Genomic DNA, 21,200 nt, shown 5'->3' with positions numbered 1-21,200 from the left:
CACTTTCCGAATAAATAGAAATATTTTGGTATCTTTGCGGCATCAGAAGTGACTTATCTGAATTGCTCACTTCTGCGGAAATGATAAATAATTATAAAAGACAGCATAGGTAAGAGATGGATAAGACGACGAAGAGATTTGCTACTATTACAGCCATTGGTGGCTATGTCCCAGATGATGTACTCACAAATGAAGAGATTGCAAAGCGACTAGATACGAGCGACGAGTGGATCACCACACGTGTAGGGATCAAGGAACGGAGGATACTCAAGAAAAAGGGTGCGGGCTCCTCGTACCTCGGCATTCAGGCGGTAAAGGATATGATGGCACGGCACAAGGTAGACCCTAAGGAGATTGACTTGGTGCTCTGCTCCTCCAACACGCCCGACTACCACTTTCCCTCCACTGCCTCAGTAATTGCCAGCGAGTGTGGCATTCCTGGCGTGCCCTGCTTCGACTTTCAAGGGGCTTGTCCTGGCTTTATCTATGGGTTGCAGATTGCGAGAGGCTTTGTAGAGAGTGGTCTTTACAAGAAAGTGCTTCTGGTGTCTGCGGAGAAGATGAGCGCCATTACCAACCCTGACGACCGCAATACACTCCCGCTCTTTGGCGATGCTGGAGGCTGTGTTATCTTGGAACCAACCGAGGAGGAGGTAGGTATCATGGACGCTCTGATTAAGTGCAACTTCGATGGTCGGGAGCACCTAATCATGCCGGCAGGTGGCTCGGCTGTTCCTCCAAGTGAGGAGACCGTCCGCCAGCATCTGCACTATGTGCATCAAGATGGTCGCCACGTCTTTAAGGAGGCGGTGACGGAGATGGGCGACTGCTCTGTGGAGGTGATGGAGCGCAATGGGCTAACTTTTGAAGACATTGCTTGGGTGGTGCCTCATCAGGCCAATATGCGGATCATCGATGCTACAGCACGGCGTATGGGTCTAGGGCTGGATAAGGTGATGGTCAATATTGACCGCTATGGCAATACCAGTTCGGCTACGATTCCCCTCTGCCTATGGGAGTGGGAGAGTAAGCTTCGCAAGGGTGACAATCTGATCCTCACCGCCTTTGGTGCAGGATACACATGGGGCTCTATCTACCTCAAGTGGGGGTATGATGGCGATAAGATCGGTCAATAAATAAAGCGAGGATATCAATAATAATGAGTGAAGGAGGTTACAAGTCGGGATTTGTCAACTTAGTAGGCAATCCAAATGTGGGTAAGTCGACCCTGATGAATAAGTTGGTGGGGGATAAGATCAGTATCATCACCAATAAGGCACAGACTACTCGCCATAGGATTATCGGCATTGTCAATAAACCGGGAGTGCAAGTAGTTTATAGCGATACCCCAGGAGTGGTGGATCCCGCCTACAAGATGCAGGAGCAGATGCTCGGCTTCTCGAAGAGTGCCTTGGGAGATGCTGATGTGCTGCTCTATGTGACCGATGTGATAGAGGATCCTAAGAAGCATGAGGCGTTTCTTGCCAATGTGAGGGAGCTACAGGTGCCAGTATTGGTACTGATCAATAAGGCTGATCTATCCACACCCGAAAAGCTAGAGGAGCTGGTGGAGACTTGGAAGGCACTTTTGCCAAATGCCTTGGAGGTGCTACCCGTAGCAGCGCTGCACGGAGCAGGCATCGCCTATATTGCAGAGCGTGTAGAGGCACTTCTACCCGATTCGCCTCCCTACTTCGAGGAGGATGCCCTTACCGATCGGCCGGCTCGCTTCTTTGTCTCGGAGATTATTCGGGAGAAGGTATTTCTCTACTATCAAAAGGAGATCCCTTATGCCACAGAGGTGGTGGTGCAGGAGTTTAAGGAAGAGGAAAACCTCATCCGTATCGCCGCTAATATCTATGTGGAGCGGGAGTCGCAAAAGGGTATCTTAATAGGGCACAAGGGGGCGGCTATTAAGAAGCTTGGCACGATGGCAAGACAGGATATTGAACGTTTCTTTGATAAGAAGGTATTCCTACAGCTATTCGTGAAGGTAGAGAAGGAGTGGAGGAGCAGCGACAGAATGCTCCGCAACTTCGGATATAAATTGGATTAAGAAAGAAAGAGAGGTATAAGATATGGCAAGAAATAATCTGGTAGCTATAGTGGGGCAACCCAATGTAGGGAAGTCGTCGCTATTCAACCGGCTGACTAAGAGCCGCACAGCTATCGTTACGGATGAGCCTGGTACTACTCGTGACCGCCAATATGGCAAGTCGGAGTGGAATGGGGTCACCTTTTCCGTAGTAGACACTGGGGGTTGGGTGGATAATTCGGACGATGTCTTTGAAGGGGAGATCAATCGGCAGGTGGAGATCGCTATTGAGGAGGCCGACTTGATCCTATTTATGGTAGATATACAGGCTGGCTTGGGCGACCTTGATCAGTCCATTGCTCAGCTATTAAGGCAGACCAGCAAACCGGTGCTTTTGGTGGCGAATAAGTCGGACAACTTCAATATGGAGGTGTATGCGGCAGAGTTTTACAAACTAGGTTTGGGCGACCCAATTCCTATCTCTGCTATCAACGGCACTGGGACTGGCGATCTTTTGGACCTACTGGTGAAGTCGCTGCCCGAGGCGAGAGATGAGGAGGAAGAGGAGTTTAACTACCCTCGTATCGCAGTGGTAGGGCGACCCAATGCGGGAAAGTCGTCGTTGATCAATGCCTTTCTAGGCGAGGAGCGACACATTGTCACCGACATTGCAGGAACCACTCGCGACTCTATCTACACGCATTATAATAAGTTCGGTCACGAGTTTAGCCTTGTGGATACAGCAGGTATCCGCAAGCGTGGCAAGGTGAATGAGGATCTGGAGTACTACTCGGTGCTTCGGAGTATTCGTGCGATTGAGAATAGCGATGTCTGCATATTGATGCTGGATGCGACGAAAGGGATTGAGGGACAAGACCTAAATATCTTCTCCATCATTCAGCGGAATAAGAAGGGGCTGATCGTCTGCGTAAACAAGTGGGACTTGATAGAGGAGAAGAGCCAAAAGGTGATGAATGGATATATGGAGGCGATACGCGAGCGTCTGGCTCCTTTTGTGGACTTCCCGATCCTATTTATCTCGGCAACAGAGAAACAGCGTATCCTCAAGGTGCTAGACCTGGCTCAGGAGATCTTTGATAAGCGAAAGAAGCGCATCCCTACCGCCAAGCTTAATAGCACGCTCCTCCCTATCATCGAGAAGACACCGCCACCAGCCAATAAGGGCAAGTACATCAAGATCAAGTATGTGACGATGCTCCCCAAGGTGCAGGTACCTAGCTTTGTCTTTTTCTGCAATCTACCTCAGTGGGTCAAGGAGCCTTACAAGCGTTTCCTAGAGAATCAAGTGCGTAGCAACTGGGACTTCTCTGGTACACCGATCAATATTTTCATCAGAGATAAAAAATAAGGCAGTGGCGATAGATAGGACAAGACAGAAGTTTATAGAGGTCGCAAGAGACCTCTTTGCGGAGCAAGGATACCACGCTACGACGATGAATGCAATCGCAGTAGCAGCAGGCAAGGGGCGCCGCACTCTGTACAACTACTTCGGCACTAAGAGTGATGTGTACCTCGCCGTAATTCAAGGCGAGCTGCAGTTGCTCTACGAAGAGCTGAAGGAGTTTGTGGACCAGCCGATGAATGGCATTGCGAAGCTGATGCTCTTTATAGCCAAACGACAGCGGGCGATCAATGAGGTGGTACAGCGTAATGGCACGCTAGAGGCGGAGTTTTTCAACGATATTGCTACGGTGGAGCGAGCTCGAATGAGGTTTGATGTACTGGAGCGGAGGCTGATACAGAAGATACTGACCGATGGTGTGGCAGATGGCTCTTTTAGGCAGATAGATATCCGCACTAGTGCCGTGCTGATTCATGCTTGCCTGAAGGGGCTTGAGGTGCCCTTTATCCGCGGTCAACTGGGTCGTACAGAAAAGGCGGTGACGCAAACCTATCGGGTGGTGCGTAGCCTATTGATGGAAGGATTACAAAAATAATATGCAATAAATCTATGAATGAAATACTAAAAGGCAAAGTAGCCATCGTAACAGGAGGAAGTAGAGGAATCGGCAGAGCCATAGCTACCGAACTGGCAAAGCTAGGTGCCAATGTGGCTTTTACCGGCCGCTCGCTCAATGAAAATACCCGCAGCCTAGAGGAGGAGCTGGGTCAATTCGGGGTTAAGGTAAAGGCGTATGCCACTGATGCCGCCGACCACGCTGCAGCAAAGCTCTTTGTGGAGGAGGTACTCAAGGAGTTTGGTAAGATAGATATTCTGGTTAATAATGCCGGTATCACCAAGGACACCTTGCTGATGCGTATGACGGAAGAGCAGTGGGACGATGTGCTGAGGGTCAACCTCAAGAGTGCTTTCAACCTCACTCAAGCGGTCACCATGCCGATGATGAAGGCCCGCAGTGGAGCCATTATCAACATCTCGTCGGTCGTAGGTGTGACGGGCAATGCTGGGCAAGCCAATTATGCGGCTTCCAAGGCGGGGCTAATTGGATTTACCAAGTCCACAGCCAAGGAGCTAGGCTCGAGAGGCATCCGAATCAATGCAGTAGCCCCCGGCTTTATCCGCACCGATATGACCGATGTACTAGATGAAAAGGTGGTGGCAGAGTGGAGCAAGTCGATTGCCCTACGTCGCCCTGGAGAGGCACAAGAGGTGGCTCAAGTGGTGGCTTTCCTCGCCTCCGATGCCGCCTCCTACATTACTGGGCAGACCATCAATGTCTGCGGCGGGATGGTGATGTAAATCACCGACCTCCCCTATCGTGAGCCACGATAGCTTTAGCTGCCTACCATTTCGACTCGTTATGTTCAGGTAACTATTTACTACTTACTCATTATGAAAAATAGACTTGTCCCACAACTATTTAAAGATCTTAGGGACTATAATAAGGAGACCTTTTTCAAAGACCTCACCGCTGGTATCATTGTAGGTGTGGTGGCGCTTCCGCTCGCCATTGCCTTTGGTATCGCCAGTGGCGTCTCTCCTACCGAGGGATTGATTACCGCCATCATCGGAGGTTTTCTCGTCTCGCTACTCGGCGGGAGTAAAGTGCAGATTGGAGGCCCTACGGGTGCCTTTATCGTTATTGTCTTTGGGATTATCCAGAAGCATGGCATCGACGGACTAGCACTTGCCACACTGATGGCAGGGGTGATGCTGGTGCTGCTAGGGCTCTTACGACTTGGCTCTTTGATTAAGTTTGTCCCCTACCCCATTATTGTCGGCTTTACTGCTGGTATCGCCGTCACCATCTTTACCACTCAGGTCAAGGATCTATTTGGACTACAGGTCACCGACCTCCCGGGCGACTTCCTCGGTAAGTGGGAAGCCTATTTCGGTGCCTTTGGCACTACCTCGTGGATGGCACTCCTATTCGGTATCGCTGCTATTGCGATCATTGTGTTGGTGCCAAAGATCAATAAAAACCTACCGAGTTCGCTCATTGCTCTCATTCTCCTCACCCTTGTGAGTGTGCTACTGGGCTACCTCGGGATTGCGCGTCCTGAGAATATCGGTGACCGCTACACTATTGAGGCGGGTTTGCCTAACCTGGTGATGCCAGTGGTGACCATTGAGCGACTGCAGCAACTCTTTCCCGCCGCCTTTACCATTGCGATGCTGGGTGCTATTGAGAGCCTACTCTCTGCGTCTGTAGCCGATGGTGTGATTGGGGCTAAGAGCGACTCCAATATGGAGTTGGTGGGGCAAGGAGTGGCCAATATCGTGGTGCCCTTTTTCGGAGGTATCCCTGTGACTGGTGCGATTGCTCGTACCATGACCAATATCAACAATGGTGGTCGAACTCCCGTTGCAGGCATTATCCATGCGGTGGTGCTGCTACTGATATTGCTGGTACTCTCCCCGCTCACCAGTCATATTCCGATGGCTGTGCTGGCAGGTGTGCTGGTAGTGGTCTCATACAATATGAGTGGCTGGCGCTCCTTTATCGCGATATTTAAGGGAACGAAGGGCGACTCCCTCGTGATGGTGATCACCTTTCTCCTCACGGTACTGATTGACCTCACAGTAGCGATCGGCATCGGTATGGTACTCGCCATTCTAATCCTACTGAAGCGAGTGCTCGATGCCTCGGAAATCAACCTAATAGATGACGAAAATAGGCACCCTGAATCCACTAAGCTCAATCTCCCTAAGTGCATAGAGGTGTACGAGATTGAAGGGCCATTCTTCTTTGGCATTGCCAATAGGTTTGATGAGACAATGCGAAATATGCCGGGTAACCCAAGGGCTCGTATCATCCGTATGCGCATGGTGCCTTTCGTAGATACCACAGCCATTCACAACCTCATCACTATGGTCCAACTCCACAAGGAGTCGCATACGCAGATTATTCTCAGTGGAGTACAGCCAGCGGTGCTAGAGACACTCCGACAGGGTGGAGTGGTGGACCTTCTCGGTGAGGAAAACGTGACGCCACACATCTCACTAGCCGTGGAGCGGGCAATGGACTTCCTCAAGACCCACTACCCTCACGATTATGAGGAATGGACCAAGAAGCATGCAGATAGGTAAAACCGACTTGGGGAACCGCCCCCTATTCCTTGCCCCGATGGAGGATGTCACCGACGCCTCCTTTAGGCTGCTCGCTCGTGAGTTTGGCGCCAGCATTGTGGTAACAGAGTTTGTCAATGCCGATGCCATCATTCGCTCAATCCCTAGCACTCTACGGAAGATGGTAGTGGCAGATGAGGAGCGACCAGTTGCCATACAGCTATACGGGCGAGATGCCACCACGATGGCGGAGGCAGCGAAGGTGGCAGAAGAGGCGAGACCCGAGCTGATCGACCTCAACTTTGGTTGCCCCGTGAAGAAGGTGGCAGGCAAAGGGGCAGGGGCAGGGATGCTACGCGATATCCCGCTGATGCTGGAGATCATTCGCTCGGTGGTCAATGCGGTAGAGCTACCGGTGACGGTCAAGACACGACTCGGCTGGGATAGCGACCATATCATCATCGAGGAACTGGCGGAGCAGATACAGGAGGCGGGTGCCCAAGCACTCACCATTCATGGCCGCACCCGAAGTCAGATGTACAAGGGAGAGGCCGATTGGGAACCGATTGCTCGCGTGAAGCAAAACCCCAACATCACCATTCCAATCATCGGTAATGGCGACGTAACGAGTGGCGAGATAGCCCTCGAACGATTTGAAACTACTGGAGTGGATGCGGTGATGGTAGGCCGAGGTGCGATCGGTCAGCCGTGGGTCTTTGAGGAGATGCGGGCGGTGCTCGATGGCAAAGAGGTACCGCAGCACCCCACAGAGTGGTACGTAGAGGTACTCAAGAGGATGCTCCACGAGAGCATTGCCAAGTGCCAAAACGAACTCAAAGGGATCCTACACTTCCGCCGACACCTCGCCATTACGCCCCTATTCAAAGGGATTCCCGACTTCAAGAGCCACCGTGTAGCTATGCTCCGCACCAATACCGAAGCAGAGCTGCTACAGCTCATCGACCAAGCAGCAGAGATGATTCCGTAGCCGCCATATAACGGTGGCGAGGCCTATCTCATAGTAGTTTGCGGAGGATATCTGCCCAGTGCTGATAGGCGACACCCATTAGGTGGAGACCATCATTGGCAAAGTCATCACGCAGACGACCTGCCCCATCTGTCATCTCAGAGTGGAGATCAATATAGGTGTAGCCACCTTCAGCAGCATGTTGCTCAAGCTCATTATTAATACGAATAATCTCATCGCCCATATTCACTAAAGCCTTGAAGCGATCATACTGGTCATTGATCGGGAGAATACTCTGGACATAGATCTGTGTGGCAGGTGACTGTTGTTGGATCTCTCGGACAATCTGGAAAATATTATGGCAAATCTCATCTTTGGAACGTCCCCGAGCCAAGTCATTGATACCAATCAGCAGGAAAACCTTACTCGGCTGATGGCGAATCACTTCATCGAGGCGATGCAAAACACCCAAAGTCACATCCCCACTAATACCACGATTGAGGACCTTTTGGTCGGGAAATAGCTCGCCCCACTCGCCCCCATCGGTGATACTATTACCGAGAAAGACTACTGCACCATTTTGCACTGGTAGCGTACGGAATAGGCTTTCACGCTGGTGATAGTAGGTAGAACCTCGGTAATCGCCACTCTGCGCCAAAGCAACGGTCGACAGGCTGCACAGCGTGAGAATCAACAATAAATGATTAATCGTCTTCATATATATAATAATTCTATTGTTATAAAACTAAGGAAGGATAATGGCCGTAAACATCCACTTATTCGGGGCATACCAAATGCCCGACGAGAGTGCAGGGATTGGCGCTTTAACTAGAATCTCGTTCCACCCGTAGTGAAGGTGGACACGGTGTGGAGGGCGAATGAAGTAGTTTTCATCCTCATAGGGGTATTCGTTATTTCCTCCATCCTGCCCAGCTCTCAGCCAGTGCGGAGGTGCGATCTCCTCACCATTGACCCATATTTTGGCATCGTAATTATTCCACGTTCCTTCCGCTGGAGTAGGGGTAGCGGTAGAACGTGAAAAGTCGTAAAAGCCTATCCACATCTCCGCCTCTCGCTCTTGGTCGCTCCACACCTTACGACTAGCGTAATAGGTAGTATTGGCCCTTGCCTCTTGGAAGTGCCCACGCACAGCTGGGTGCCAAAAGTGGCGAAGGATAATGGTAGCTCCTACCAAGGTGGTATCAGGGGTGAGCGTCTCAAGTGGCACCAGTTCGGGTGCAAAGCGTGCATCCGTTTGCCCCTCATTATCGTACGGGCCATAGATATTCCAGCTAATATCGCTCTGCTTGTAGTACTGAAAGGGAAGGTGCGGGAATTGCTTCTCTCTAAGTGCCAACATACGCTCCTCTAGGTTGGCAAACTCCTGAAGGGTCCCTTTTTGAATGCCCACATATGAGTAGGCATTACCGCCCCCTCTCCAGCATCTCTCTGCAAAGGCAAAGAGCGAAGGATAGAGAGGATTGTGAAGCAGATTATCCTCTCCTCTCCTGAGCCGACGGTCGTTCCAAAGACAAAGGGTAGCACCCAAAGCCCGATCGGTAGCCTGGTCCACCCCACCAATCTGGTGATTGAAGATCAGAGGGATCGCCTCGAAAGGGTCGTGGTGATTGGTATAAAGGTTTCGGGAATCAATATAGCGAAGCGAGGAGCCACTAGAGAGTGTACTAGAGTCTTCGCCCCAAAGCTGTCGGAGGGTACTGGAGGTCAAGTTGCCCCCTGGTTGCCAGCCGACCACCGTGATGCCCTTCTGCTCAAGGAATCGGATCATCTCTGGCAGAAAGGTAGAATCGGTAATCTGCACCTCATCACCCCCGATATGGATGATCGGAAAATCGTAAGTCTCCGCCACCTCACGCAGGATATTGAGCACCGCCTCCCGTCCCTCGGGCGTCTGCATACCAAAGCCCATCGCCCGCTCAAATGCCTTGGAGTGGCCAGGCATATCTATCTCAGGCACCAGAGTAATTCCTCGCTCACTACAATAGTGCTGGAGCTCCTTCACCTCAGCCTCCGAATAGAAAAGTCCGTGGTCCCGCGTCATACTCTTCGGATCGGTGAGTTGAGGATATTGCTTGATCTCTAGTCGCCACGCCACATCCTCAGTGAGATGGAAATGAAAGATATTGAGCTTAAGGGCCGCCATCACATCTATCTGCTCCTTGATTAGCTCCACCCGCTGGTAGTTGCGACCCACATCAATCATATAGCCACGCCAAGGGAAGGCGGGATAATCCTCAATCGCCACATATCTAAAGCCCCGCTGCTCTGGATCATAGAGCTGGCGCAATGTCTGAATGGCATAGAAAATCCCGATAGGCTCCACCGCCCGTATCTTTATACCCTCCCTACTCACCTCTAGTCGGTACGCCTCCCGATTGGAGTGCTTCAGGCCAAGTGAAAGCGAGATCACTCCCCCTTCACCTCCAAGTGGATACTCACTACTAATTAAAGAGCTATATTGCTGAAGCTCTCTAGGAGCATCGATACTATCCCCAAGTGAATCAAGCGTTAAATACCCCTCGTCCCACGTGACCACCTTAGGCATAGGCAGGAGTGGAGGCTCACTAGCAAAGAGTGAAAGCGGTGCAAGGCAAAGAATCAGCCATAAAGCGATATAATGTTTGGCAGCCATAATCGGAGGGAAGCAGTGAGTTATTTATCGTCGTAGTGCCCTAGCATTGAAATAACTAAGATAATTAGTTCATCATCCTTAATGAGATAAACGATCTAATCCTTTTCCTTCTAAATAACCAGGAAAAGATCTATCATAGGAGTATTGTACTTTAGGGGGGGAGTACATTTTTTTTAAACTCATTTTTCAATATGAGTCCCTGCTTTTTATCAAGGGAGTCTATTTTGTTGTATATCATATCAAACCTTTCTTTGTTCTGTAAGTCAAAAATTTCAGCCCCATCAAAGACGAAGAACCAAAAGCCAGTTATGTCTTTTGCGGGTTGCTTTGATAATACTTGCAAAATAACAACTGGGTTTCTTTCTATTAGCTCGATTAAATTCAACTGAAAAAGACCTACGCAATCTGCATCCCATATACCATTTTTTGCTATCCCATACACTTTGATTACAAAAGCTTCATCAATTAACTTGCCATCATACTCAAACAAATAATTGATGTGCGAGTGATAATAATCGTATAAAGGTTTTGCTCTAGTGGAATCATCGTAACCATAAAACTCTATAAGCTCTTTATATGTGTTTGGAAACTGTCTAAAAAAACAAGGATAATTTCTTTGTTCAAAAGCTTGCTTGAGGTTTTCTACTCTCGTTGTTATAGTATTATCACAATTGGTGTTATTAGTGTTTTTTTTAGTGTTACACGCAAGTAATAGACATAAAGCTCCAAAAGTCAGAAGCATCTTTCTTAGTTTCATTTTTCAATCTTATTGTTGATGATTGTTAGCACGTTTTCTGCCCCAATGCCATTAATAAACACCCTCAATTCTTGCATCTTTTTCTTGCTATTTCCTACAAAGCCTTCTCCTTTTGTTGCTCCAGGCATATTACAACCTTCAGTATTGTGACCGTAATTCCCAGAATGATATAGAATTAATCTTTCTTTGGGAACATCTTCATTTGAAAGGAGAAAATTGTTAGGATATTTCTTGCTGGAATAGTTTTCTATGTTATAAACTCCCTCTGGGATTCTTCTATCTTGATTAGGTGTAGTTGTTGAAGGTCCAGCAGGTTCAAGCATATAACCCGTAACATTCTGTTCACCACCAACAGTTTCAAACTCACTAATGGTATAATCATTTCCCTCTTCTATGCGATTTTGTATTATCAATCCACCTACTTGGGTAGAATTTTCTTTTAGGTTACTCACGCTAGCTTCGGATAAAGATCCTCCCCAGTTCACAGCCTTATTTTCGAACTTGGCTCGCATCCCTTTGTTTAGCAGATAGATTTTACCATCATCTATTCCGTCAGAACCTAGATACCTGCCCTGCCTATCGTAAAAGTCTCCAATAACTACTTCCATCCCATCTGGATCTATAAATTTGATCCTATTCTTTTTATCAATCTTACGCGACCACACCTCCTTATCTTTGAAGTGTTTCAATCGCTCAGGCTGGCCTATTCCTTCTCTTGGGCTCACTTCCAGCTCCTCAAATATTTGAACTATCCTTTTAAGGCTACTCTTTTGACCATTCTTGATTATCTTCTTATAGTCCCTTTCTGCCTCCTTAGTTAGCTTGATATTCATTTCTCTGAGACTTGAAGGTTGGCCATTTCTCTGAGCTTTTTAGCTGTATAGCTAATAGTCTCACCCGCCTCATACTCTGCTATAGCAGATTGAACCATCTCGTCCAACTCAGCATCACTATACACCTTATCCTCACTTCTGACTGGTACAATGCGAAACGATCCATAATCTCGAGTTGTCAATATTAAGTCAGAACCGTTGAGTGCCTTTTCTAAATACTTCCCCTGACTCTCTCTAAAGTCTCTTGCACTTATTGTTATCATAACACTTCTTATTTAAGACACCAACTTGGTATCCATTGCAAATTTACAAGAAAAGATAATAACTACAAACTATTCACCGAGGCTCTTCACGATGCCATATTTGCTAGGTCGATTTATTTCACGTAACTTTGCGGGTGAAGTAGCTGAGCTACCATATATTCAAAACTCGCAAGGGGTGCTAAAGACAATTGCTTTGGCTGAGATGAGACCCTCCAAACCTGTACGGATAATGCCGGCGTAGGGATGCAACTAGGCGAACGACCGCTTTGTGTCGCGCCTTTCTCTTATCTTTTATTACCACTCCTTATTTGAGACATAAAAAATATGGCTACAGCTCAAATGAAATGTTTATCAAAAAACAAAAGGAGAAAAGAGAATGAAAACAACCAAACAATTGAGAGCCACCCTAGCGGGGTTGCTCTTAGTGCTATTGCCAGTAGCCACCTCGGCACAAGAGAAGGTGGAGATGACTGGAGATCTAGAGACGGTGGTAGTACTTGGCACTCGCCCAGGTGCAAGGGTCCCCATCACTAAGCAACAGATAGTGGTAAAGAAGCTGCAGCAGCAGACCACAGCGTGGGATATCCCTTCCCTTCTGAAGGGCACCCCTTCGCTCGTCACCACCAATGAGAGTGGCGTCTTCGGAGGCTATACCTACTTCACGGTTCGTGGTGTGGATCCCACTCGTGTCAATATCACAGTCAATGGCGTACCAGTGAATGATTCGGAGAGCCAGACCGTCTTCTGGGCCAATATGCCCGACTTCGGTTCGCGTCTGAAGGATATTGTAATTGTCCGCGGAGCTGGTGCCTCCTCTTTCGGCGCTGGTGCCTTTGGTGCGACAATGGATATGCAGAGTGCCGATCCTAGCTCAAAGGCGGGAGGAAGCCTGAGCACCCACTGGGGCTCGTACGGACTGAACCGCAATAGGGTGGCCTTAGAGAGTGGTAACCTCGCTAGTGGCTGGCGACTCGGGGGCAACCTCTCTCACATTCGCAGCAATGGCTATGTAGATCGCTCTGGCACTGAGGGACTAGCTTACCTAGCCCAAGCAATGTATCAAGGCACCTACTATAGCTTCCGCCTGATCCACCACCGTGGAATTCAGAAGACAGGAATTGCGTGGAATGGTTTGACTCCTGACCAAGAGAAAGCCTTTGGTCGTCGCTTCAATTCGGCAGGCTGGATGAATGTCAAGGAGAAGGATGCCAGCAAGCATCAGTTCTACGACAACACCGACAACTACGACCAGCAGCATACCTACGCTATCTTCCGCCACTACCCTTTGCCCAACCTCAAGTACGACATTACCCTTCACTACACTCGTGGCAAAGGCTTTACCCACGAGTACCGCACCGAGCGGAAGCTAAGAGAGTATGGTCTATTGCCTGCTTCGGACAAGTCCAAGGGAACGCTGATTAGAGAGAAGTACCTAGACAACCACTTCTTTGGTGGAATATTCAATATCGGTTACTCTGTAGACCATCTCCGCCTATCAGGAGGGTTGGCAGCCAATCGCTACATTGGCGACCACTATGGATTGATCCCTTACGTAGAGGATAAGTCAATTGAGTACACGCCTAATCAGGAGTATTATCGCAACCACTCCACCCGTACCGATGCCTCCATTTACCTAAAGGGGGAGCTGGACCTCTCCTATGAGGTGATGCTCTACGCCGATGTGATGTATCGTCACGTCTATGCCGTGATGAACGGATCTACCGACAAGTGGAGCAAGCACGATAAGAAATTAGATCAGCTCGACTACCGCTTACCTTACAACTTTATCCTCCCAAAGGTGGGCATTCAGTATCGCCCCAATTATCGGACTTCTCTCTACCTCTCGCTAGCCACTGCTGGCAAGGAGCCCAATCGCAAGGCCTATACTGAGAGCAAGGAGTACGATGCCAATGGCAATGAGATCATGCCTCGTCCCGAGTATATGCTCGACCTAGAGCTAGGGGGCAATTGGAATAATGGGGAGAACCTCAGCCTATTTGCCAATCTCTACGGAATGTACTACAAGGATCAATTGGTGCAAAATGGCAAGGTGAGTGACGTAGGCGAACCACTCCTTATGAATGTACCTAAGAGCTACCGTGCTGGTGCAGAGCTAGGATTTACCTGGGCGATCACCTCTCAGCTCACACTATCGGCCAATGGGACCCTCTCCCGCAATAGAGTGGTGGAGATGACACTTGTTGAGGACAATTATACTACCGAGGAAAAAGTAGCAACCCCTCTCAAGGGCACTCCCCTCTCTAAGAGCCCAGAGCTACTATTCAATCACTCGCTCACTTGGTCGCCAATTGACCGCCTCTCTTTGGCACTCAGTGGCAACTATGTAGGCAAGCAGTATCTCGATAATTCGGGCTTTGAGAACCGCTCAATTCCACACTACTACACAGGTCAATTCATGGCCAATTATCTGCAGCCATTCAGCAATGGGCAGTCGCTATCACTTCAGCTACAGGTGCTCAACCTCTACAATAGTAGCTACGTGACCAATGGCTGGAGCGAAGGCTACGCAGAGGAGAAGGGTGGCAAGCTAGAGCGCAAGGCATGGACAGGCTACTTCCCTGCCGCACCACTTCACTTCGTAGTAGGTGCTACCCTCACCTTCTAAGCTACGATCCCTAATACGTATAAAGGACCTCCTCTTGGGGGTCCTTTATTATTGTCTTAACTACAGAATGAATCTGCCTGCTTCATCCCATATTAATTTATCGTATGAAATCAATAGAGGGTGCACCACACAGTAGCACCCTTTATTTTCACCCTAAAACAATCTATCTACACCCCCAACATCATCTGAGGACTAATATCTAGCAACCTGCAAATCTCACCAGCGACACGTAACGAAGGCTCGCTCCGGTCATTCACAAAGTCACTAATACGAGAAGCCGACAAATTAAGCTCACGAGCAAGCTCCGCCTGACTCTTGCCACACTCATCAAGAGCATACCTAATCATTTCTCCTACCGACAAAGTGTCAAGGGCATAATGCTCCGCCTCATACGCCTCAACAATATCACTCATAATCGCCAACTCACTATCCTCCGAAGTAGATAGCTCTCCACGCTCCATAAGTGGCAAAAGCTCCTCAATCCTATTGAGGGCATACTCATACTTTTCTTGTGTAATATCCATAATCCCCTCTACTTATATAGTCCTACAATCAATCTTATCATACTCACTATGTGTACCTATAAAGCGAATATATACACAATCGTGATTAAACTGCACAACCGCAACAAGCCTAAACTTATTGCCCCCTATGTTAAAGACATATCTCTGACCGCCAATCGAGTCTACACTCCCAAAACTACGCTTCACGTCCATAGCATTACGCCACTTGGCTCGCTTTACAACCTCCACCCAGTAAAGCAAAGCCACCTTGCTCTCAGGGTGTGCCTCGTAATACTCCCGAATACGTCTTATACTAATTATCCTCACATCAAAAGTTTTGAATTACGCCACAAATATAGCACAATTATTTTGAATTACAAAACATTCTACTCCTCCAGCTCAGCCTTCACCGCCTCCATTAAAGCACTTTGCCCATCCCCCTTCACACCAAGCACCTTACACACACGCTCTTCAATACTACCAGAGATGAATGGCACTTCGTGCAACATTCTCAAGATACATAGACGATACACCACCCCCTCCAAACCCACTTCCACACCGACTTCCTCAGGGGTTACGCATTAGGAGTAAATGTATAAGTTAATGACCCTATAAAATAGGAGGAAGTAGTGGCTCAAAAAGCCCATTTATAACAAACTGATATTCAATACTATATAAAAAAGAAAACTGAGTTGCAACTAAGCGATTGGCGAGTTGCAACTAAGCAATCGCCGAGATGCAACTAAGCATTTGCTTTGTTGCATCTCAACTTTTGCTCTACTTGTATAGAGGTTTTATGGCTGTTCCAAGAAGAACATTCTAGCACTAAATCAGGAGATCCGACCCGCAAGGGGGCCAATGGTGATAAGGTGAATAGGGAGGAATTTGGTAAGTTTGTATTCTAATAGTAATATTATTGATTAAGTTATCTGATGAGTCAAACGAAAAGTCCTGCGGTGTGGGTGCCGACGGTTTACTTTGCGATGGGGCTTCCGATGGTGTTGCTATCGGATGTATCGCTCTTGATGTTTAAGGACCTCGGGATCCCCGATGGTCGGATTACCTTTTGGGCATCGCTCCTCACTTTGCCGTGGAGCTTGAAACCCCTTTTCAGTCCCGTGATGGAAATCTTTGGCACCAAGAAGCAGTATGTGGTGCTAACGGAGTTGGTGTCGGCAGTGGTATTAGGTCTCATCTTTGCAGGGCTCGGGGTGGAGAACTTCTTTGCGGTGACTATTGTGCTAATGGCACTGATGGCGATTAGTGGCTCCATGCACGACATTGCAGGCGATGGCACCTATATGCAATACCTTAGCCAAAAGCAACAGAGCCAATACATTGGGTGGCAAGGTGCCGCCTACAATATTGCCAAGATCTTTGCCCGTGGTGCTTTGGTCTACCTCGTGGGTAGCCTCTCAAAGGACTACGGAGTGCTGTGGGCCTGGCGTATCGTCTTTCTACTAGCGGGAGTGATTATGCTTGCTGTGGCGCTTTACCACTTAGCGATACTGCCGGGGAAGATGAAGAACACCGAAGAGAGCAAGGAGACTCGCTCCCTATCCGATGCAATGAAGAGCTTTGTGGAGATATTCGTCAGCTTCTTTGAGAAGAAGCACATCTGGTTTTACCTACTCTTTATCCTCCTCTACCGTCTCACGGAGGGGCTGGCAATAAAGATTGCACCGCTCTTCCTTAAGGCAGGAGTAGCGGAGGGGGGTATCGGGCTTACCAATGAGCAATTTGGACTCATCTACGGCACGGCAGGTACGGCCGCCTTTATCCTCGGTAGCCTACTGAGTGGCTATTACATTAGTCACTTCGGGCTGCGTAAGGTGCTCTTTTCCCTAGCCTTGATCTTCAACATCCCTTTTGTGGTCTATTTCCTGCTCGCCTACTTCCAACCAGAATGGCTCGGGTGGACTACTATAGGGATCACAATGGAGTACTTCGGGTATGGCTTCGGCTTTGTGGGGCTCAACCTCTTTATGATGCAGCAGGTGGCACGTGGACCACACCAGATGGCACACTATGCCATAGGCACCAGTCTGATGAATCTAAGTGTGATGCTCCCTGGCATGGTGAGTGGCTCTATCAGCGACCGTGTGGGTTACGAGCTATTTTTCCTCATCGCGCTAGTGGTAGCCATTCCTGGGCTTATTTGTGCCTATAAAGTGCCCTTTACCTACGATGACGAGGGCAATGAGATATAAGTATAATCACTTTTTAATGAATCAATAGAGATATGGATATAAAGATTGAAGGGCCTGCGATGCTCAATATGCCATGGGAAGATAGACCAAAGGGGTCAAAGGAGGTACTCTGGCGCTATAGCCAAAACCCGGTGATCGGTCGTTACGAGACACCTCACAGCAATAGCATATTCAATAGTGCCGTGGTGCCATACAAGGATGGCTTTGCTGGGGTATTCAGAGTGGATGACAAGAACCGCCGTATGCGTCTGCACGTAGGCTTCAGTAAGGATGGTATCAAGTGGGATATCCGCCCCGAGAAGATCGAATTCACCTGCCCCGACCCTGAGATTGGTGAGTGGGTTTATGGCTACGACCCACGTGTGGTAGAGATGGAAGGCAAGTATTATGTCACCTGGTGCAATGGCTATCATGGGCCTACGATTGGAGTGGCGTGGACAGAGGACTTTGAGACCTTCCATCAGCTAGAGAATGCCTACCTTCCTTTCAATAGGAATGGCGTGCTCTTCCCTCGTAAAATCAATGGCAACTACGCGATGCTCTCTCGTCCGAGCGACAATGGGCATACCGCTTTCGGCGATATCTTCTATAGCGAGTCTCCTGATATGGTCTTCTGGGGTAAGCACCGCCACGTAATGGCGCCAGCACCCTTCGAGGTGAGTGCATGGCAATGCCTCAAGGTGGGGGCCGGACCGATCCCTATCGAGACGAGCGAGGGGTGGCTGATGATCTACCACGGAGTATTGAGGAGCTGCAATGGGTATGTCTATGCCTTTGGTAGTGCACTGCTAGATAAGGAGCAGCCTTGGAAGATGATTGCCCGTAGTGGGGAGTATCTGATCAGCCCCCTTGAGCAGTATGAGTGCATGGGCGATGTACCTAATGTAACCTTCCCTTGTGCAGCGATCCACGATGCGGAGACTGGCCGAATTGCTATCTACTACGGCTGTGCCGATAGTGTAACGGGGCTAGCCTTTGGCTACATTGATGAGATCATCAAGTTTACCAAGGAGACCAATATCCTCTGATGATACAGAAAGGACTTAGTCGCAAAGACTTTGAGATTATGGCACCTGTAGGCAGCTGGGAGTCGCTCCACGCTGCACTACAAGGGGGTGCCGATGCCGTTTACTTCGGCATCGAAGGGCTCAATATGCGGGCAAGGAGTGCCAAGACCTTCGACACCCACGATATGGAGGAGATCGTAAAGCTCTGCGACGAAAAGGGGGTGAAGAGTTATCTTACGGTCAATACCATCATCTACGATGGTGATATGGAGTTACTTCACGAGATTGTAGACTCCGCCAAAGCGGCTGGCATATCGGCCATCATCGCGAGCGATATTGCAGCGATGAGCTACGCCTTTGACCAAGGGGTAGAGGTGCATCTCTCTACGCAGCTCAATATCACCAATGTGGAGGCACTCCGCTTCTACGCCCGCTTTGCCGACGTGGTGGTGTTGGCACGCGAGCTCAATCTAGACCAGGTGGATCGCATCCACCAAGCCATTGTAGAGGAGGATATCCGAGGGCCAAGGGGCGAACTGGTACGGATAGAGATGTTTGCCCACGGCGCTCTCTGTATGGCGGTGAGTGGCAAGTGCTACCTCAGCCTGCACGAGATGAATAGCAGTGCCAATCGCGGGGCGTGCAACCAGATCTGCCGACGCAGCTACCTAGTCAAGGATACCACAAGTGATATGGAGCTGGAGGTGGAGAACCAATATATTATGTCGCCCAAAGACCTCAAGACCATCCACTTTATGAATAAGATGATGGACGCTGGGGTGCGTGTCTTTAAGATAGAGGGGCGTGCCAGAGGACCCGAGTATGTACGGACGGTATGCGAGTGTTACAATGAGGCGATCCTAGCCCACCTCGATGGGAGCTACACCGAGGAGAAGATACGGAATTGGGACGAGCGACTCGCCACTGTCTTCAATCGTGGTTTTTGGGACGGCTACTACCTCGGCCAGCGATTGGGCGAGTGGACACACAAGTACGGTTCTTCTGCCACAAGGGTCAAGACGCATGTCGGTCGGGTGATCAAGTACTTCTCCAAGCTAGGTGTAGCAGAGTTGGAGCTCGAGAGTGGACTGATCAAAGAGGGCGAGGAGCTCCTCATCACAGGACCCACTACAGGAGCCGTCTTCTTCCCTGCCAATGAGATGCGGGTAGCCGATAGCATCGCCCCTGAGATTACAGAGAAAGGCATACGCTTTAGCGTCAAGGTGCCCGAAAAGGTACGTCCAGGCGATCGCCTTTATGTGATGAGAATGGTTGAAGAGAAAGGAAAAAGCAAGTTTTTATGAGCCAATTGCCAGATAAGAAGTACCTCTATCTCATTGAGATGAAGGTGAGAGACTACGAGTGCGACCTCCAAGGAGTGGTCAATAACGCCAACTATCAGCGCTATATGGAGCATGCGAGGCACGAATTTCTCGAGAGCCTCGGTGATAACTTCGGACGGATGCACGACCTCGGCTACGACGCCTTTGTTGCGAGAGTGGAGATCGACTACAAGGTCTCCCTCAAGAGTGGCGACCGCTTTTGGGTAGGCCTCAATGTGCATCGCGAGGGCGTGCGGCTCGTCTTTGACCAAGATGTCATTCGTCTTTCGGATAAAAAGATAGCCGCTGTGGGCAAGATCTCGGCTGTGCTGGTGCAGGACGGGAAATTGACACGAGGCGAATACTTCGACCAACTCCTAGCTAATATCCAGCCTTAAATGGAAAGCTCCCTGCAGTTTTCTTCCGAGCAGTTGGCTCTCCTACAGCTTAGTCTCACGGAGGGGATAGGACCTGTCACCGCCAAAGCCCTTATCGAGGAAATGGGTTCGGCAGAAGCGGTGATGGCAGCCACCCCTGCGGAGCTAATGAAGCACCCCAATATCCGACCAAAGCTAGCACAGTTGCTACTTTCGGGTAATGGGGTAGAGCTAGCGAAGAGAGAATTGGAGATACTGGAGGAGCTGCAACAGCGTAGGCGACCCCTCAAGCTCTACTTTTTTGGCGATGAGGAGTACCCGCCCTTCTTGGCTCAGTGCTTCGATGCCCCGTTAGTGCTTTATGTGAAAGGGCAAATCCCCTCAGGCCCGATGATAAGCTTTGTCGGCACCCGACGCAACACCCACTACTCACTTGATGTGCTCGAATACCTTATGGAGGGGATTGCTGCACTACGCCCCGATATCACCATCGTGAGTGGCCTCGCCTACGGTGTGGATAAACTGTCGCACCAAGCGGCTTTGAAATATGGGCTCAAGAGCATCGGCGTGGTGGCACATGGGCACTACACCCTCTACCCTAGCTCACACCGCGATCTCGCCGAGCAGATGATCGCCATGGGCGGTGGCGTGGTCACCGAATACCCTTACCGCACACGGGCTCTTCCCCAACGCTTTGTACAGCGCAATCGGATTGTCGCCGGCCTTTCCCTAGGTACGATAGTGGTCGAGAGTGCCGAGCGGGGTGGCTCACTCATCACCGCCAACATCGCTTTTGACTACGGTCGCTCAGTGCTGGTCGCCCCTGGACGAATCTTTGACCCCGCCTCAAAAGGGTGCAACAAACTAGTTGCCCACCAAAAAGCAAGCATCATCACCACCCCCGATAAGCTCCTAGACGAGCTCCAGCTCCTCCCCACACTCAAGCCCCAAAGGCTTCCCTTTGAAGAGGAGCAGGAGGAGAGCAACCCAATACTCAAGGCATTACGCACCGCCGACCACCTCACGCTTGAAGACCTAGCACTGCAGCTAGGAGAGGAGGTGCCGACCATCTCGGGCATGCTCTTTGAGCTTGAATTGAATGGACAAATCCACTCACTTCCAGGAGGGAGATACTGCATCAAAAACCATTAAGAC

21 protein-coding genes and 1 riboswitch are annotated in these 21,200 nt (G+C 49.5%); of the genes, 13 read left to right on the top strand and 8 right to left on the bottom strand.

Annotated features, from left to right (window positions below; genetic code table 11):
• The first annotated feature begins 116 nt into the window (after positions 1-116).
• The 7 genes from MWL85_RS00535 (at position 117) to dusB (ending at position 7,515) form a co-directional block, all read left to right on the top strand.
• Positions 117-1,136: a beta-ketoacyl-ACP synthase III gene (locus MWL85_RS00535; protein ID WP_244400923.1), complete on the top strand. Its 1,020-nt coding sequence runs from the start codon at positions 117-119 to the stop codon at positions 1,134-1,136.
• A 23-nt stretch (positions 1,137-1,159) separates the two neighbouring features.
• Entirely contained in the window at positions 1,160-2,056 is an 897-nt protein-coding gene (era, locus tag MWL85_RS00530; RefSeq protein WP_244400921.1) for a GTPase Era, read from the top strand.
• A gap of 22 nt (positions 2,057-2,078) precedes the next feature.
• A complete protein-coding gene (der, locus tag MWL85_RS00525) occupies positions 2,079-3,404 on the top strand; it encodes a ribosome biogenesis GTPase Der (protein WP_244400919.1) in 1,326 nt (441 codons plus the stop codon).
• 4 nt (positions 3,405-3,408) lie between these two features.
• Entirely contained in the window at positions 3,409-3,993 is a 585-nt protein-coding gene (locus tag MWL85_RS00520) for a TetR/AcrR family transcriptional regulator (protein WP_244400917.1), read from the top strand.
• 14 nt (positions 3,994-4,007) lie between these two features.
• On the top strand, positions 4,008-4,757 hold the full coding sequence (fabG, locus tag MWL85_RS00515; protein ID WP_244400915.1) for a 3-oxoacyl-[acyl-carrier-protein] reductase: 750 nt from the start codon (positions 4,008-4,010) through the stop codon (positions 4,755-4,757).
• A gap of 93 nt (positions 4,758-4,850) precedes the next feature.
• Positions 4,851-6,548: a SulP family inorganic anion transporter gene (locus tag MWL85_RS00510; RefSeq protein ID WP_244400913.1), complete on the top strand. Its 1,698-nt coding sequence runs from the start codon at positions 4,851-4,853 to the stop codon at positions 6,546-6,548.
• Positions 6,535-7,515, top strand: a complete 981-nt coding sequence (gene dusB / locus MWL85_RS00505; protein ID WP_244401832.1) for a tRNA dihydrouridine synthase DusB — start codon at positions 6,535-6,537, stop codon at positions 7,513-7,515. The genes MWL85_RS00510 and dusB overlap by 14 nt, the downstream gene beginning before the upstream one ends.
• A gap of 28 nt (positions 7,516-7,543) precedes the next feature.
• Here the strand turns inward: dusB and MWL85_RS00500 are convergent, their stop codons facing one another.
• The 5 genes from MWL85_RS00500 to MWL85_RS00480 form a co-directional block, all read right to left on the bottom strand.
• Positions 7,544-8,212, bottom strand: a complete 669-nt coding sequence (locus MWL85_RS00500) for a GDSL-type esterase/lipase family protein (RefSeq protein WP_244400911.1) — start codon at positions 8,210-8,212, stop codon at positions 7,544-7,546.
• 27 nt (positions 8,213-8,239) lie between these two features.
• A complete protein-coding gene (locus tag MWL85_RS00495) occupies positions 8,240-10,147 on the bottom strand; it encodes a family 20 glycosylhydrolase (protein ID WP_244400910.1) in 1,908 nt (635 codons plus the stop codon).
• A 151-nt stretch (positions 10,148-10,298) separates the two neighbouring features.
• Positions 10,299-10,904, bottom strand: a complete 606-nt coding sequence (locus MWL85_RS00490; protein ID WP_244400908.1) for a hypothetical protein — start codon at positions 10,902-10,904, stop codon at positions 10,299-10,301.
• Positions 10,901-11,737, bottom strand: a complete 837-nt coding sequence (locus MWL85_RS00485) for a DUF5675 family protein (protein ID WP_244400906.1) — start codon at positions 11,735-11,737, stop codon at positions 10,901-10,903. The genes MWL85_RS00490 and MWL85_RS00485 overlap by 4 nt, the downstream gene beginning before the upstream one ends.
• A complete protein-coding gene (locus MWL85_RS00480; protein ID WP_244400904.1) occupies positions 11,734-12,000 on the bottom strand; it encodes a hypothetical protein in 267 nt (88 codons plus the stop codon). Before MWL85_RS00480 ends, MWL85_RS00485 begins: the two co-directional genes overlap by 4 nt.
• Positions 12,001-12,161: 161 nt before the next feature.
• Positions 12,162-12,261: riboswitch (TPP riboswitch) on the top strand.
• Between the two features lie 115 nt (positions 12,262-12,376).
• On the opposite strand from MWL85_RS00480, the gene MWL85_RS00475 reads away from it, so the two are divergent.
• Positions 12,377-14,626 (top strand): TonB-dependent receptor, encoded by a 2,250-nt coding sequence (locus MWL85_RS00475; RefSeq protein ID WP_244400902.1) that lies wholly within the window; start codon positions 12,377-12,379, stop codon positions 14,624-14,626.
• A 167-nt stretch (positions 14,627-14,793) separates the two neighbouring features.
• On the opposite strand, the gene MWL85_RS00470 is transcribed toward MWL85_RS00475, so the two are convergent.
• From MWL85_RS00470 to MWL85_RS00460, 3 genes are read right to left on the bottom strand one after another with little or no spacing between them, the layout of a single operon-like run.
• The gene (locus MWL85_RS00470; RefSeq protein ID WP_244400901.1) at positions 14,794-15,150 is read right to left on the bottom strand and encodes a helix-turn-helix domain-containing protein; all 357 of its coding nucleotides are present in this window, start codon (positions 15,148-15,150) and stop codon (positions 14,794-14,796) included.
• A gap of 12 nt (positions 15,151-15,162) precedes the next feature.
• Positions 15,163-15,456 carry a type II toxin-antitoxin system HigB family toxin gene (locus tag MWL85_RS00465; protein WP_244400899.1) on the bottom strand — a complete coding sequence of 98 codons (294 nt, stop codon included), beginning with the start codon at positions 15,454-15,456 and terminating at the stop codon, positions 15,163-15,165.
• A 59-nt stretch (positions 15,457-15,515) separates the two neighbouring features.
• Positions 15,516-15,686, bottom strand: coding sequence for a hypothetical protein (locus tag MWL85_RS00460; protein ID WP_244400897.1), 171 nt, complete (start codon positions 15,684-15,686; stop codon positions 15,516-15,518).
• A 375-nt stretch (positions 15,687-16,061) separates the two neighbouring features.
• Here MWL85_RS00460 and MWL85_RS00455 point away from each other — a divergent pair, with 375 nt between their 5' ends.
• From MWL85_RS00455 to dprA, 5 genes are read left to right on the top strand one after another with little or no spacing between them, the layout of a single operon-like run.
• Positions 16,062-17,339 (top strand): MFS transporter, encoded by a 1,278-nt coding sequence (locus MWL85_RS00455; protein WP_244400895.1) that lies wholly within the window; start codon positions 16,062-16,064, stop codon positions 17,337-17,339.
• Between the two features lie 32 nt (positions 17,340-17,371).
• Positions 17,372-18,367 carry a glycoside hydrolase family 130 protein gene (locus MWL85_RS00450; RefSeq protein WP_244400893.1) on the top strand — a complete coding sequence of 332 codons (996 nt, stop codon included), beginning with the start codon at positions 17,372-17,374 and terminating at the stop codon, positions 18,365-18,367.
• Positions 18,367-19,650 (top strand): peptidase U32 family protein, encoded by a 1,284-nt coding sequence (locus MWL85_RS00445; RefSeq protein ID WP_021903729.1) that lies wholly within the window; start codon positions 18,367-18,369, stop codon positions 19,648-19,650. Before MWL85_RS00450 ends, MWL85_RS00445 begins: the two co-directional genes overlap by 1 nt.
• Positions 19,647-20,066: an acyl-CoA thioesterase gene (locus MWL85_RS00440; RefSeq protein WP_018028728.1), complete on the top strand. Its 420-nt coding sequence runs from the start codon at positions 19,647-19,649 to the stop codon at positions 20,064-20,066. The genes MWL85_RS00445 and MWL85_RS00440 overlap by 4 nt, the downstream gene beginning before the upstream one ends.
• The gene (gene dprA, locus MWL85_RS00435; protein WP_244400891.1) at positions 20,067-21,197 is read left to right on the top strand and encodes a DNA-processing protein DprA; all 1,131 of its coding nucleotides are present in this window, start codon (positions 20,067-20,069) and stop codon (positions 21,195-21,197) included.
• The last annotated feature ends 3 nt before the right edge of the window (positions 21,198-21,200 follow it).

This window comes from Porphyromonas somerae (assembly GCF_022845615.1).
GTDB lineage: Bacteria > Bacteroidota > Bacteroidia > Bacteroidales > Porphyromonadaceae > Porphyromonas_A > Porphyromonas_A somerae.
The sequence above is the reverse complement of the archived record's forward strand: the minus strand, read 5'-3'. Positions and strand labels throughout refer to the sequence as shown.

Bases quoted from the DNA above. Each gene is read 5' to 3' on its own strand.
- MWL85_RS00475 (WP_244400902.1), top strand. From the start codon at position 12,377: ATGAAAACAACCAAACAATTGAGAGCCACCCTAGCGGGGTTGCTCTTA.
- MWL85_RS00480 (WP_244400904.1), bottom strand. From the start codon at position 12,000: ATGATAACAATAAGTGCAAGAGACTTTAGAGAGAGTCAGGGGAAGTAT.
- fabG (WP_244400915.1), top strand. From the start codon at position 4,008: ATGAATGAAATACTAAAAGGCAAAGTAGCCATCGTAACAGGAGGAAGT.
- MWL85_RS00490 (WP_244400908.1), bottom strand. From the start codon at position 10,904: ATGAAACTAAGAAAGATGCTTCTGACTTTTGGAGCTTTATGTCTATTA.
- MWL85_RS00450 (WP_244400893.1), top strand. From the start codon at position 17,372: ATGGATATAAAGATTGAAGGGCCTGCGATGCTCAATATGCCATGGGAA.
- der (WP_244400919.1), top strand. From the start codon at position 2,079: ATGGCAAGAAATAATCTGGTAGCTATAGTGGGGCAACCCAATGTAGGG.
- dusB (WP_244401832.1), top strand. From the start codon at position 6,535: ATGCAGATAGGTAAAACCGACTTGGGGAACCGCCCCCTATTCCTTGCC.
- MWL85_RS00535 (WP_244400923.1), top strand. From the start codon at position 117: ATGGATAAGACGACGAAGAGATTTGCTACTATTACAGCCATTGGTGGC.
- era (WP_244400921.1), top strand. From the start codon at position 1,160: ATGAGTGAAGGAGGTTACAAGTCGGGATTTGTCAACTTAGTAGGCAAT.
- MWL85_RS00485 (WP_244400906.1), bottom strand. From the start codon at position 11,737: ATGAATATCAAGCTAACTAAGGAGGCAGAAAGGGACTATAAGAAGATA.
- MWL85_RS00510 (WP_244400913.1), top strand. From the start codon at position 4,851: ATGAAAAATAGACTTGTCCCACAACTATTTAAAGATCTTAGGGACTAT.
- MWL85_RS00440 (WP_018028728.1), top strand. From the start codon at position 19,647: ATGAGCCAATTGCCAGATAAGAAGTACCTCTATCTCATTGAGATGAAG.
- MWL85_RS00455 (WP_244400895.1), top strand. From the start codon at position 16,062: ATGAGTCAAACGAAAAGTCCTGCGGTGTGGGTGCCGACGGTTTACTTT.
- MWL85_RS00470 (WP_244400901.1), bottom strand. From the start codon at position 15,150: ATGGATATTACACAAGAAAAGTATGAGTATGCCCTCAATAGGATTGAG.
- MWL85_RS00495 (WP_244400910.1), bottom strand. From the start codon at position 10,147: ATGGCTGCCAAACATTATATCGCTTTATGGCTGATTCTTTGCCTTGCA.
- MWL85_RS00445 (WP_021903729.1), top strand. From the start codon at position 18,367: ATGATACAGAAAGGACTTAGTCGCAAAGACTTTGAGATTATGGCACCT.
- MWL85_RS00500 (WP_244400911.1), bottom strand. From the start codon at position 8,212: ATGAAGACGATTAATCATTTATTGTTGATTCTCACGCTGTGCAGCCTG.
- dprA (WP_244400891.1), top strand. From the start codon at position 20,067: ATGGAAAGCTCCCTGCAGTTTTCTTCCGAGCAGTTGGCTCTCCTACAG.